Source organism: Telluria sp. ZT3P25, assembly GCF_059685895.1.
This window is the reverse complement of record NZ_JCASIJ010000001.1, coordinates 3,605,905-3,619,409: the sequence shown is the minus strand read 5'-3', so window position 1 is coordinate 3,619,409 and position 13,505 is coordinate 3,605,905. Positions and strand designations below refer to the sequence as shown.

The following is a 13,505-nucleotide window of genomic DNA, read 5'->3' as shown; positions in this document are numbered from 1 at the left end:
GGTAACGCCCTGGCATCAAGCTTGCTTATAGGTGGCTGTGCTGTTCAAACTTTGATCTACTAGGAAAACAACAATGATCCGTAATATCGCTCTGCTGGCCCTTTCGCTGACCGCTGGTGCCGCTTCGGCAGCCACCATCCCTTCGACGCTGACCTTCAACTCGGACAGCAACACTGCCTACACTAACGTGATGCCGGCAGCGCAAAGTGGCAGCGTGCTGATCGACTTCAACCTGACCTACACCGGCGCCACCGTTGACAGCAACGATTTCATGGCTCTGTGGTTCGGCAACTCGAACAACACGTCCGAGGGCTACAAAGGTCCGAACGTTGGCTTCAAGGCAAACTGCGGCACGGGCGGCAGCTGCACCAACGACCTGTTCGCCCGCCTGAGCGGCGAAAGCGGCCCGTTCATGGCCAACAGCAACCTGGTTGCCGGCACCACCTACAACATCTTCGCCAACCTGTACAAGAGCGCTGGTTCGACGACCTACAACCGCTTCGACATGTGGCTCAATGCAACGGCTGACGAAAAATCGTCGCTGACCGGTGCTGACCTGATGGCAACCGGCAACTCGAACCTGACGTCGTTCGACGCCATCGGCGTGCGCACCCTGGGCATCGACAAAGGTCTGACCATGACCGTGAGCAACCTGAACGTCACCGGCCTCGCGGCTGAAGTGCCTGAGCCAAGCAGCATTGCCCTGATGGGTCTGGCACTGGCCGGTCTGGCATTCACCCGTCGCAACAAGCGCGGCTGATCACGCAAGCGCGCGCAGGCTTCGGCCTGCTCGCCGGCGCTGCCCTGAAAACGTCGTTTCCTGCGCAAGCGGGAACGACGTTTTTTTACGTCAACCACAGAACAGGAGGCGCCGGGCAGCGCAGCACTGTGCGCGCGGGGCAAGCGGTGCCGGGAGATGTTTCAGCAATGTCATTTGCATCGGTCCGCCCCATGCGACTGGCCCGGGCGCGGTAAAATGCGGGGATGACTTCCCCGACTTTTACCCATCTGCGCATCCACTCCGAATACTCCATCGTCGACGGCCTGGTCCGTATTGACGAGCTGGTGAAGGCGGCGGTCAAGGATGGGCAGCCGGCGCTGGCCGTGACCGACCTGGCCAATACCTTTTGCCTGGTGCGCTTCTACAAAGAGGCGCGCGGCAAGGGCGTCAAGCCGATCGTCGGGGTCGATGCCTGGATCACCAACGACGACAACCGCGACAAGCCGCATCGCCTGCTGATCCTGGCCAAGAATCACACCGGCTACCTGCAGCTGTGCGACCTGCTGGCGCGTGCCTGGCTTACCAACCAGCACAAGGGCCGCGCCGAACTGCGCGCCGAATGGCTCGAAGCGCTGGCCACGTCCACGTCCACTCTCAACCCCGAGCAGTCGCAGGCCAATGGCCTGATCGTGCTGTCGGGCGCGCACTTTGGCGACATCGGCCAGGCCATCGAGAACGGCGACATCGCCCGCGCCGAGGCCAACGCAGCGCGCTGGGCGCGCGTGTTCCCGGGCCATTTTTATATCGAGATCCAGCGCGCCGGCCAGCTCAATCAAGAGCAGCAGGTACGCCATTCGGTGGCGCTGGCCGGGCGCCTCGGGCTGCCGGTCGTGGCGACGCACCCGGTGCAGTTCCTCGACAAGGACGAATACATCGCCCACGAAGCGCGCGTCTGCATCGCCGAGGGCGAGATGCTGGCCAACGCCAAGCGCGTGCGCCGCTTCAACGAGAACATGTGCTTCAAGTCACAGGCCGAGATGGCCGAGCTGTTCAAGGATTTGCCGGGCGCGCTGGCCAACTCCGTTGAAATCGCCAAGCGCTGCAACGTCACGCTCACGCTGGGCAAGCCGCAGTTGCCGAACTTCCCCACCCCGGGCATGACGATCGACGAATTCCTGATCGCCGAGACCAAAAAAGGCCTGGAAGACCGCCTGCTGCAGCTGTACCCGAACGAAGCCGAGCGCGAACGCGAGCGCCCGCGCTACGAAGCGCGCCTGGACTTCGAGAACCAGACGATCATCAACATGAAGTTCCCCGGCTACTTCCTGATCGTGGCCGAGTTCATCCAGTGGGGCAAGAACAACGACGTGCCGATCGGCCCTGGCCGCGGTTCGGGTGCGGGCTCGCTGGTGGCGTATGCGCTCAAGATCACCGACCTCGATCCGCTCAAGTACAACCTGCTGTTCGAGCGTTTCCTGAATCCCGAACGCGTCTCGATGCCCGACTTCGACATCGACTTTTGCCAGGAAAAGCGCGAGCTGGTGATCCAGCACGTGAAGGACCTGTACGGGCGCGATGCGGTCTCGCAGATCGCCACCTTCGGCACGATGGCGGCCAAGGGCGCGATCCGCGACGTGGGTCGCGTGCTCGATTTCGGCTACAACTTCTGCGACGGCATCTCCAAGCTGATTCCGTTCAAGCCGGGCAAGCAGGTGTCGATTGCCGAGGCAATCGAAGAAGAACCGATGCTCAAGGAGCGCCTCGAGAACGAAGAAGAGGTCAAGACGCTGCTTGAACTGGCGCAGAAGGTCGAAGGCATCACGCGCAATATCGGCATGCACGCCGGCGGCGTTTTGATCGCGCCGGGCAAACTCACCGACTTCTGCCCGCTGTACACGGCTGGCGGCGATACCGGCGTGGTCTCGCAGTACGACAAGGACGACGTGGAGGCCGTGGGCCTGGTCAAGTTCGACTTTTTGGGCCTGACCACCCTGACGATTCTCGACCGCGCGGTCAAGTACATCAAGCAGCTCGATCCGGCCGAGAGCGAATTCGACCTGGCCAAGCTGGCGCTGGACGACCGCGCGTCGTACAAGCTGCTGTCCGACGCCAAGACCGTCGCGATCTTCCAGCTGGAGTCGCGCGGCATGCAGGGCATGCTCAAGGATGCGCGGCCCGACCGCTTCGAGGACATCATCGCGCTGGTCGCACTGTACCGCCCGGGCCCGATGGACCTGATCCCCGACTTCTGCAAGCGCAAGCACGGTGAAAAGTTCGATTATCCCGATCCGCGCACCGAGTCGATCCTGTCCGAGACCTACGGCATCATGGTCTATCAAGAGCAGGTGATGCAGATGGCGCAGATCGTCGGCGGCTACTCGCTGGGCGGCGCCGACATGCTGCGCCGCGCGATGGGCAAGAAAAAGGCCGAAGAAATGGCCGAGCACCGCGAGATCTTCCGCGCCGGCGCGGCCAAGGATGGCCTCACCACCGCCAAGGCCGACGAGATCTTCGACTTGATGGAAAAGTTCGCGGGCTACGGCTTCAACAAGTCGCACGCCGCCGCCTACGCGCTGCTGTCGTACCACACGGCGTACCTGAAGGTGCACCACACCGCCGCGTTCATGGCAGCCAACATGTCGCTGGCGATGGAAGACACCGAGAAGATCAAGATCCTGGTCGAGGATTCAAAAGAAGTCTGCAAGCTCACGATCCTGCCACCGGACGTCAACGAATCGCAGTTCCGCTTCACGCCGGAGGGCGAGGCGCGCTCGAAAACAGGCAAGCCGGTCACCAATATCCGCTACGGCCTGGGCGGCGTGAAGGGCGCGGGGCAGGGCGCGATCGAAGCGATCATCGCCGCGCGCACGGCAGGCGGCAAGTTCAAGGACCTGTTCGACTTCTGCAACCGGGTCGATCGCAAGCAGATCAACCGCCGCACGATCGAATCGCTGATCCGCGCCGGCGCGATGGACGCCTTCGGCGTCGACCGCTCGGTGCTGCTGGCATCGGTGTCGTTCGCGATGGAAGCGGCCGGTCAGGCTGCGGCGGCCATCAATCAGGTCAGCCTGTTCGGTGGCGATGACGCCGACCTGGTCGCGCCGCCGGAGTACGTGAAAGCGTTGCCGTGGACCGACCGCCAGAAGCTGTCCGAAGAAAAAATCGCGCTGGGCTACTACCTGTCGGGCCATATGTTCGACTCGTACGCGCAAGAGGTGCGGCGCTTTGCCAAGACGCGCATGAAAGACCTGGAGCCGTCGCGCGATCCGCGCATGATGTGCGGCGTGATCTCGGGCATCCGCACGCAGATGACGCAGCGCGGCAAGATCCTGATCGTGGCGCTGGACGACAAGACCGCCGTGCATGAAGTGACGGTCTACAGCGAAGTGTTCGAGGCCAACAAGAACGCGTTCAAGGAAGACGAATTCCTGCTCGTGGTGGGCAAGGTGTCCGAGGACCGCTTCAACGGCGGCCTGCGCATCACGGCCGAGAAGGTGTTCGACCTGGCCACGGCGCGCATCCAGTACGGCCACAAGCTCGAGATGGACCTGGACAAATCGGTCAGCGCGGCGCGCCTGGCCGAGATCCTGCAGCCGCACCGTGTGCATGACGGGATGCCGGTGAGCCTGCGGCTGCAGACGCAGGATATTCCGTTCACCGTGCAACTGGGCGACGACTGGCGCGTGGCGCCATCCGATACGCTCAAGGCGGCGCTGGAACTGTCGCTGGGCGCGAAGGATGTGGCGGTGGAGTACTAGCGCGCATTCGGGCGACGGCAGATCGGCCTTGGCCGCATCCTGATCTGCCGCACCGACACTATCGGCGACGTCGTCCTGACGCTGCCGCTGGCCTTGCTGGCGCTGCCGAACGTGGACAATCTGTGCGGCCGGCTCGATCTTGACGAACTGCTGGCCCTGATCGCCACCTGCGATGGCGCAGGCCGAGGTGGTAGCGCGGTGCGGGGTTGCCTTAGGTGTGGACCAGCAATAAGGCTTGTCACGAAACTGGCACGCCTTTGCATCAGTATCGTGATGTCGAGATAGCCCCCGACTCTGCGGACACAGCCTGTTGGTAATTCCCGATTGATGAAACTATGTCGCTGTCGTGTGGGATAATTAACAGCCTGAAAAATGCGACTGATTTCATACATACCGGCAAGGGCGCCCAATCTTGGGTTGAAACCGGGTCAATGTCCACTTTCCTGCTAGTCAAGATGACGGTCACAACAGGAATTCTGAGCATTTGAAGTAAGGCTGAAGACATGATGGAAACCAAGACGATACCAATTCACCAACTGCCTGTAGAACTCGATCGCGATATGTTTCTCAGAACGCTGATACGCGAGCTCGCCGGTACGCTGGAAGATGTCGTCGGCCTGGAGGAAGCTTCAGGTTTTGTCAGTGCAGTTGGTCAGCGCATTGGCGACCAAATCAATCTCAGTTACCGGTCGTCGCTGGGCGTCGAGCTACTATCGAAGCAACAAGTGGCGGAAGTATTGGTGGATCTGAAACGAAGAATTCAAGGTGATTTTTTCATTTTAGAGCAAACCGATGAGAAGATTGTATTCGGCAATCGCGTCTGCCCTTTCGCCGAGAAGGTGATCGGGCGACCGTCGATGTGCATGATGACGTCCAATGTCTTCGGTACCATCGCAGCAGAAAACCTGGGCTATGCCAAAGTCGCGCTCGAGAAGACGATTGCTGAAGGCGATCCTGAATGCCGCGTGGTGGTGTATCTGAAACCGCAACCGGACGTGCACCATGTCGACGGGCGTGAATATTTTTCCGGCTGAATCGCCCCCGATGGATACACGTTCGCAATTCGAGGGCCTGGCTGATCTCTTGCCCGAAGCGATGCTGCTGGTCGACATGGATGGGTTGATTCAGGCGACCAATGCGGCTGCAAGACGGCAGCTTGGCAAGCTGGATATCGAACCGGGACTGACAGCCCTGGCAGCGCTGTGCATCGAGCCGCCGCAACAGGTGGCGGAGTATCTGCGCAATTGCCGCCGGGTTGTCGCACTCATGCCCGCAACGCTGACCTTCCGCTTACCTTGCGGCACTGCGCTTCCCCTGCGTGCCCAAGGGGCGCGCTTCGCCCCGGGCGCACAGCCGACATCGTGCTGGGTGCTATTGCGACTCATTCCAAAACATGCGGCCGAAAGCCGTTTTTTGGCCATGAATCGGCAGATCGAGAAACTCGCGCATGAAATCGATCTGCGGCGCCGCGCCGAACTCGAATTGATCGAGCAGCGCGAGTGGTTCAGGGTCACTCTCGCAGGTATCGGTGATGGCGTGATCGTCACCGATATCCATGGGGCCATCAGCTTCCTGAACCCCGTTGCGGAATCCCAGACCGGCTGGAACCTCGCAGACGCCCTTGGTCGACCCGTTGAAGAAGTCTTCCGTATTGTCAGTGAGGAGACAAGAACTGCGGTTGAGAATCCGGTGAGAAGGGTACTTGCGGAGGGGGTCATTGTCGGGCTGGCCAACCATACTATCCTGATCCGGAGAGACCACTCAGAACTGCATATCGACGATTCGGGCGCACCCATTCGCGATGCACACGGAACACTCATCGGCGCCGTGCTCGTGTTTCACGATATCACCGAGCGTTGGCGACTTGAGCAACAAGTCAGGGCCCGGAAGGTTGAACTCGAGGATGAGCACCGACGCAAGGACGAATTCCTGGCCATGCTTGGTCACGAGCTCCGAAATCCGATGTCGGCCATCAAGACCGCCCTTGAACTGCAGCGACTACCAAATGCAAGTAACGAGGCGCTCCAACGTGCCGGCGGTGTGCTGAATCGGCAGGTCAAGCACCTGACGCGACTGGTGGACGAACTACTGGATATGTCCCGGATCTCCAGCGGTAAAATAAATTTGCATCGCGAAGTGCTCGATATTTCCCTGGCGATTCACAGCGCACTGGAACTGGTTGAGCCGATGTTGCATGAAAAACGCCACGTCCTTTTCACTGACCTGGCGGCGCAGAGTTTGCTGGTCAACGGCGATCTTCACCGATTGATACAGGTGATCGGTAACCTGTTAAACAATGCAGCGAAATACACGCCGCATGGCGGCACGATACATCTGGCTGCCAGGAGAATCGACGACGCCGTCGAAATTTCTGTTCGGGACAACGGCATGGGTATTCCGCTCACGTTATTGCCCCGTGTTTTCGACATCTTCACGCAATCCGAACGGACACTGGCCCGTTCCGAAGGTGGATTGGGCGTGGGTCTCACCGTCGTCCATCGACTGGTAGAACAGCACGGCGGCACGGTTGCCGTCCATAGCGACGGGCCTGGTACTGGCAGTGAATTCCGTATTCTTCTTCCGTTGGTGCAGCTAGTTTCCGGGGAACCGTCAACGCCGCATTCGTCTCCCGCCATGCCTGGTGTCAGAAAAATGTTGGTGGTTGACGATAATCAGGATGCCGCAACCATGGTGGCCGAGTTGCTTCGGGCGTTCGGCAACGAGGTATCGGTCGCTTTTGAGGGGCAGGAAGCGATATCTTGTTTTCATCAGGTGCTGCCAAGCGTCGTCCTGCTGGATATCGGCTTGCCGGGCATGGACGGGTATACGGTTGCACGCACCCTGCGCGCCAACGCTGCTCTGAGAAATTTCACCCTGATTGCGTTGACTGGTTACGGTCAACCAGAAGATATCCGCAAGTCTTACGACGCGGGATTTGATCATCACCTCACCAAGCCCCTGGACATCAGCAAGTTGCTCGATATTCTTGCCACGACCCCGGATACGCAAGTGCTGAACTAACCAGCTGCCCGTGCTGGTTGTGTCGCGGCGTTCAAGAAGCAAATGCCGCCCGATTCGATTGACGGTTTCATCGCCACGTCATACAAAAAAAATAAGCTTGCCTGCTCTTACATGAACGGAGCTGGCATGACTTCATCGCATTCGCGTCGCACTTTCCTGGCCCAGGGCGGGGCATTGGTAGGCAGTTCGGCATTGGGCGGCACCTTGCTGCTCGGGGGCTGCGGCGGCAGCAGCCATGCGGCAATCGGCGTCAGTGACAACGAACGGCCGAAGATGCCGTCGGGGATACAGTTCGGTGACATCACCGATCAACGGGCGATCATCTGGAGCCGCAGCGACCGTACTGCGCAGATGATCGTCGAATACGATACCAGCGAGCGTTTCAGCAATGCCAGCCGCATTGTCGGCCCCACGGCCAGCGACGCGACCGATTTTACGACCCGTGTCGACCTGGGCGGCTTGCCGGTCGGCCAGACGGTCTTCGTGCGCGTGCGCTATGTCGATCCCAATAATTCGAAGATCGAAAGCGAAACCATTTCGGGCCAATTCAGGACCACGCCGGCGGCCGATGGCACCCGGGCAGTACGGTTTCACTGGAGCGGCGACCAGTGCGGCCAGGGCTGGGGCATCAATGCCGATTTTGGCGGCATGAAAATCTATGAAGCGATGCGCTTGCGTGACCCGGACTTTTTCATCCACAACGGCGACACGATTTATGCCGATGGCCCGATCCTGGCCCAGGTGACGGCGGAAAACGGCCAGGTCTGGCGCAATGTCGTTACCGAAGAAGTCAGCAAGGTCGCCGAAACCTTGAAGGAATACCGTGGCCGCCATGCCTACAATATGCTGGATGCGAACTTTCGCAAGTTCGCTGCCCAGGTGCCGCAGATCTGGCAATGGGACGATCACGAAGTCACGAACAATTACAGCGCCGCCAAGGATTTATCGGGCGACGCCCGCTATACCGAAAAAAGCATTGCCACGCTCACGACGCGCGGCCGGCGCGCGTTCCTCGAATATGCGCCCATGCGCTATTACAAGCAGAGCGAGCCGCAGCGCATCTATCGCACCATTTCGCATGGCCCGCTGCTCGACGTCTTCGTCCTGGACATGCGCAGCTACCGTGGCCCGAACAGCGCGAATCTGCAAACCGGAGAAGACGCCAGTTCGGCGTTTCTGGGCAGTGCACAGGTGGAATGGCTGATCGCTGGCTTGAAAGCCTCGACCGCAACGTGGAAAGTCATCTCCGCCGACATGCCCATCGGCCTGAACGTTGGCGACGGCAAGAACGCCCGCGGGGAAGACGTCTGGGAAGCGATCGCCAACGGCAACGATGGCGTGCCGCTGGGGCGCGAACTCGAAATGGCGCGCCTGCTCAGCAGTATCAAGGCCATCCCGAACGTGGTCTGGATCACCACCGATGTGCATTACTGCGCCGCGCACTATTACGATCCGGCCCAGGCCCGGTTCACGAATTTTTCACCGTTCTGGGAATTCGTTGCCGGCCCGATGAATGCGGGTGCGTTCGGTCCGGGCGTGCTCGACAAAACCTTCGGTCCCACGGCGGTCTTCTCGAAAAGCCCGCTGATCCAGAACTCTTCGCCGTTTGCCGGCTACCAGTTCTTTGGTGAAGTCAATATCGACCCGCGCAGCAAGGCGATGAAGGTCGAGCTGTTCAATCTGGACGGCGTCTCGCAGTTTGCGCAGACGCTGCCGGCGGCGGGCGTGTAAGGCCGGCCCAATCGGCCGACGGCAGCATGTTCACGCAGGCCGATGCTCGCCTGCGTGGTGCTGTCGCTGGCGCTGGGCGCGAAGGACATGGCAGTCAGTATTGAACCGTAGTGAGCGCAGGACAGGGATGGGCATTGCACCGCCAGGGCTTCGTCGGGCCTGCGGATGCTTTCGTCTATAATGCGCTCTCTTTCACACGCGGTTCGCGTGCTTGTTCAATGATGACAGAAAAAAACATTACGCCCGAACCTGCTGGCGGTCGCGCCCGCAATGCGGCGAGCTGGCTCATGTTGCTGTTCCCCGCGTCGGTTCTGACCACCAGCTTTGGCGTACACCTGACCCTGTTGATCGTGGTGCTGTCGCTCGCTTTTCTGGCGCGGCGTGGCCTGGCAGAGTTCTACGCTGCCCATGTGCGCGACATCCGATGGATCGCGCTGGCCTTCGGCGGCTATTTTCTGGTGACCCTGCTGCGCATGATCTGGTTCAGCGATTCCGTCGGCACGCTCGACGGTCCGTCGCGGCTGCTGCTGGCACTGGGCTGCATCGGCTTCGTCGGCATCCTGCGTCCGAATATCCGCATGTTCTGGATCGGCATGGGCATCGGTACCATCGGGGCCGCGCTGATCGGCGGCTACCAGTGGTTCGCGCTCGGCGAAGCGCGCGCGGTCGGCGCTACCCATCATGCGATCAGCTTTGGTGACATTGCGGTGGCGATGGGCGTGATGTCGTTCTGCGCGCTCAACGACTTGCGCAACACGCGTGTGGCCTGGCTGCCGGTGGTGGGGCTGGTATGCGGCGTGCTGGCGGCCTTGTTTTCCGGTTCGCGCGGCGCCTGGCTCGGACTGCTGGTGGTGCTGTGGCCGATGCTCAAATACGGCAGCCACCTGCATGGCAAGACGATCCGTTACACCGTCGCCCTGATCCTGGTCGCCTGCGTCGGGGCCTACATGACGCCGCAGACAGGCGTGGCGGGCAGGATGAACGACGCTGTGTCCGACATCGAGCGCTACAACAACCTGAACGACGCCGGCACGAACGTCGGCATCCGCCTCGAATTGTGGAAGGCATCGGCAATGTTGATCGCCGAGCATCCGTTGATCGGCGTTGGCCGCGACGCCTTCCACGGCGAGCTGCAGGCGCTCGAGCGCGAAGGGCGGTTGCAGAAGTCGCTCGCCCTCACTTACAGCACGCCGCACAACGACGTGCTCAATACGCTGGTCACTGGCGGTGTGCTCGACCTGAGCTTCCTGCTCCTGATCTACGTCGCCCCGATCACTTTTTTCATGCGTACCCTGCGCAATGGTCCGCCGGCGGCCGCCGCCCCGGCGCTGGCCGGCATGCTGCTGGTGATCTGCTTCATCGTGTTCGGGCTGACTGACGTGATGTTCTGGCTGATGCTGACCAAGGTCTTCTATGCCACCATGGTCGCTGTACTGGTCGGCTTCTGCCTCGTCGCCAGGTCGGCGCCAGCGCCGGTAACGCGCATTTCTTCCCATGATCGCCATGCGTCCATCACTTGACCGCATCCTGATCTGCCGCACCGACAACATCGGCGACGTTGTCCTGACCCTGCCACTGGCAGGCTACCTGAAAACGCGTTTCCCGCAAGCGCGCGTCGACCTGCTGTGTCGCGCCTACGTGGCACCGGCGATGCGGCACTCGCGCTTTCTCGACCGCGTGATCACCATCGAAGAAGCGGGCGAGCCGGAAGCCTTCTTCAAGCAGGGCGGGTATGACGCCGTACTCTTCGCCTTCCCCGATCGCCGTCTGGCAACGGCGGCCAAGCGTGCGCGGGTGCCGCAGCGGATCGGCACCAGTCACCGCCTGTACCACTGGTTCACCTGCAACCGCCTGGCCCATTTCAGCCGCGTCAAATCGAATCTGCACGAAGCGCAGCTGAATTTTTTGCTGCTGCGTCCGCTCGGAATCGACCACGTGCCGACACTTGACGAGATCCCGGCGCTGTACGGTCTCACCGCACCGCAACGCCCTGCAGTCGATGCGCTGTTCGAGAGCGGGCGGCGCCACATCATCCTGCATCCCAAGTCGAACGGCAGCGGGCGCGAATGGCCGCTCGGTCACTTCACGGCGCTGGCGCGCGAATTGTCGGCGGACCCCGACATCCGCCTGTTCGTCACCGGCAGCGCAGCAGAGGGCGCCCTGATCGCGCAAGAGGCGCCGGACCTGCTGGCCCTGCCCAACGTGGAGAGCGTGTGCGGCCGGCTTGACCTGGATGGCCTGCTGGCGCTGATCGGGCGCTGCGATGGCCTGGTGGCCAGCAGCACCGGGCCGCTGCACCTGGCCGCTGCGGTGGGCAGCCGTGCGCTCGGATTGTTCCCGCCGATCAAGCCGCTCGACCCTGGCCGCTGGGGCCCGCTCGGAACGCGCGCTGAGGTGCTGTGCGCCGACCGCCCCTGTGCCGGCTGCAAGGACGCGGCAACCTGCATCTGCATGGCGTCCATTACGCCGTCACAAGTGGCCGCACGCCTGCGCGCCTGGGTACGAACCTAAAGACAATCAGGCTACAACGTGGAAACCAACGTCATCGTCAAACGCCTGCTGGCGCTCGTCAAACCGTACAAATCGCGCGCCGCGCTGGCGCTGCTGTCGATGGCGATCACCGCCGCGACGCAGCCGCTGCTGGCCAAGGCGATGCAGCTGCTGTTCGACCGCGGCTTCAAAGAACGCGTCTCGTTCAGCCTGTGGCTGATTCCGGCCGTGCTGGTATCGATCTTCGTGCTGCGCGGGATCGGCACGTTCGGCACCGCCTACTTCAACAACTGGGTGCTTTCGCGCGTACTCAACGACATGCGCGCCATGGCCTTCGAGCGCGTGCTGCGCCTGCCCGTCGCGCGCTACCAGGACGAGAGCACCGGCAAGATCATCAACACGGTCGTCAACGACGTGCGCCAGGTCGTCGACATGATCCAGTCGGTGTTCGTCGCCTGCGTGCGCGACGTGCTGGTGGTGATCGGTCTGCTTGGCAGCCTGCTGTACCTGAACTGGAAGCTCACGCTGATCGCCATCGTCGTGATCCCGCTGACCGCCGTCATCGTGCGCACGACCACCAAGCGCCTGCGCAACCTGAACCGTGAAAGCCAGCGCGTCACTGCCGAAATGACCGGCGTGGTCGAGGAAGCCGCGCGCGGCCACCAGGTGATCCGCGTGTTCGCTGGCGAAGCCTACGAGCGCCGCCGTTTTCATCAACGCAGCGTTGCGCTGCGCGGTTTCTCGCAGCGCATGACGGTGGCGTTTGCCGCCACCACGCCGGTGACCCAGATCGCGACCTCGCTGGCGCTGTCGCTGGTGGTCGTGCTGGCGATGCAGGCCGACATGACGGTCGGCGAATTCACGCAGTTCGTCACCATGATGCTGATGCTGCTCACACCGCTCAAGTCGCTGGCCGAAGTGAACGGTCCGATGCAGCGCGGGATGTCGGCCGCCGAGACGGTATTCGGCATCATCGATGCCGAGCCGGAGGTCGACACCGGCAGCCGTGAACTGGGCCGCGCCAATGGCCACCTGGTGTTCGAGCAGGTCGCGTTCCAGTACCCGAATGCGGCCGGTCCGGCGCTCGACAATGTCTCGCTCGAGGTGATGCCGGGGCAGACCGTGGCGCTGGTAGGGGTCTCGGGTGGCGGCAAGTCGACCTTCGTGAACCTGGTCACGCGCTTTTACGATCCGCAGGGCGGGCGCGTCCTGCTCGACGGCGTGCCGTACACCGACATCAAGCTCGCGTCGCTGCGCAGCCAGCTGGCGATGGTGAGCCAGAACGTGGTGCTGTTCGACGACACGCTCGCGGCCAATATCGCCTACGGCGCCGAACACATCGACCACGAGCGCCTGGCCGGCGCGATCCGCGCGGCGCACCTGACGGATGTCGTGGCGCGCCTGCCGGAGGGCATCGACACGCGCATCGGCGAAAACGGTTCGCGCCTGTCGGGCGGCCAGCGCCAGCGCGTGGCGATCGCGCGCGCGATCTACAAGGATGCGCCGCTGCTGATCCTGGATGAGGCGACGTCGGCGCTGGATAACGAAAGCGAACGCGCGGTGCAGTCAGCGCTCGACACGCTGATGGCAGGACGCACGACGATCGTGATCGCGCACCGCCTGTCGACGATCGAGCGGGCCGACCGCATCGTGGTGATGGAAGCAGGGCGCATCGTGGAGCAGGGCACGCACGACGAACTGCTGGCCATGAAGGGCATGTACGCGAACCTGTACTACCTGCAGTTCACGGCCGAGAAGAAACAGCCAATTTAACCTGCTACGCC

At 61.9% G+C, this 13,505-nt stretch carries 8 protein-coding genes; all 8 read left to right on the top strand.

Annotated elements, in window-relative coordinates; all coding sequences use genetic code 11:
- The first annotated feature begins 73 nt into the window (after positions 1 to 73).
- Positions 74 to 760: a PEP-CTERM sorting domain-containing protein gene (locus tag AC56LY_RS16020; protein ID WP_499581101.1), complete on the top strand. Its 687-nt coding sequence runs from the start codon at positions 74 to 76 to the stop codon at positions 758 to 760.
- Between the two features lie 224 nt (positions 761 to 984).
- Positions 985 to 4,479, top strand: coding sequence for a DNA polymerase III subunit alpha (gene dnaE, locus AC56LY_RS16015; protein WP_499581099.1), 3,495 nt, complete (start codon positions 985 to 987; stop codon positions 4,477 to 4,479).
- 503 nt (positions 4,480 to 4,982) lie between these two features.
- Positions 4,983 to 5,513, top strand: coding sequence for a methanogen output domain 1-containing protein (locus AC56LY_RS16010; protein WP_499581097.1), 531 nt, complete (start codon positions 4,983 to 4,985; stop codon positions 5,511 to 5,513).
- Positions 5,482 to 7,500 (top strand): PAS domain-containing hybrid sensor histidine kinase/response regulator, encoded by a 2,019-nt coding sequence (locus AC56LY_RS16005; RefSeq protein ID WP_499581095.1) that lies wholly within the window; start codon positions 5,482 to 5,484, stop codon positions 7,498 to 7,500. The genes AC56LY_RS16010 and AC56LY_RS16005 overlap by 32 nt, the downstream gene beginning before the upstream one ends.
- Before the next feature lie 126 nt (positions 7,501 to 7,626).
- Positions 7,627 to 9,231 (top strand): alkaline phosphatase D family protein, encoded by a 1,605-nt coding sequence (locus AC56LY_RS16000; RefSeq protein WP_499581093.1) that lies wholly within the window; start codon positions 7,627 to 7,629, stop codon positions 9,229 to 9,231.
- A gap of 287 nt (positions 9,232 to 9,518) precedes the next feature.
- Positions 9,519 to 10,751: an O-antigen ligase family protein gene (locus AC56LY_RS15995; RefSeq protein ID WP_499581091.1), complete on the top strand. Its 1,233-nt coding sequence runs from the start codon at positions 9,519 to 9,521 to the stop codon at positions 10,749 to 10,751.
- Positions 10,735 to 11,742: a glycosyltransferase family 9 protein gene (locus AC56LY_RS15990; RefSeq protein ID WP_499581089.1), complete on the top strand. Its 1,008-nt coding sequence runs from the start codon at positions 10,735 to 10,737 to the stop codon at positions 11,740 to 11,742. The genes AC56LY_RS15995 and AC56LY_RS15990 overlap by 17 nt, the downstream gene beginning before the upstream one ends.
- An 18-nt stretch (positions 11,743 to 11,760) precedes the next feature.
- Positions 11,761 to 13,494 carry a lipid A export permease/ATP-binding protein MsbA gene (gene msbA / locus AC56LY_RS15985; protein ID WP_499581087.1) on the top strand — a complete coding sequence of 578 codons (1,734 nt, stop codon included), beginning with the start codon at positions 11,761 to 11,763 and terminating at the stop codon, positions 13,492 to 13,494.
- Positions 13,495 to 13,505 lie beyond the last annotated feature (11 nt).

Bases quoted from the DNA above. Each gene is read 5' to 3' on its own strand.
- dnaE (WP_499581099.1), top strand. From the start codon at position 985: ATGACTTCCCCGACTTTTACCCATCTGCGCATCCACTCCGAATACTCC.
- AC56LY_RS15995 (WP_499581091.1), top strand. From the start codon at position 9,519: ATGTTGCTGTTCCCCGCGTCGGTTCTGACCACCAGCTTTGGCGTACAC.
- AC56LY_RS15990 (WP_499581089.1), top strand. From the start codon at position 10,735: ATGCGTCCATCACTTGACCGCATCCTGATCTGCCGCACCGACAACATC.
- AC56LY_RS16005 (WP_499581095.1), top strand. From the start codon at position 5,482: ATGTCGACGGGCGTGAATATTTTTCCGGCTGAATCGCCCCCGATGGAT.
- AC56LY_RS16010 (WP_499581097.1), top strand. From the start codon at position 4,983: ATGATGGAAACCAAGACGATACCAATTCACCAACTGCCTGTAGAACTC.
- AC56LY_RS16000 (WP_499581093.1), top strand. From the start codon at position 7,627: ATGACTTCATCGCATTCGCGTCGCACTTTCCTGGCCCAGGGCGGGGCA.
- AC56LY_RS16020 (WP_499581101.1), top strand. From the start codon at position 74: ATGATCCGTAATATCGCTCTGCTGGCCCTTTCGCTGACCGCTGGTGCC.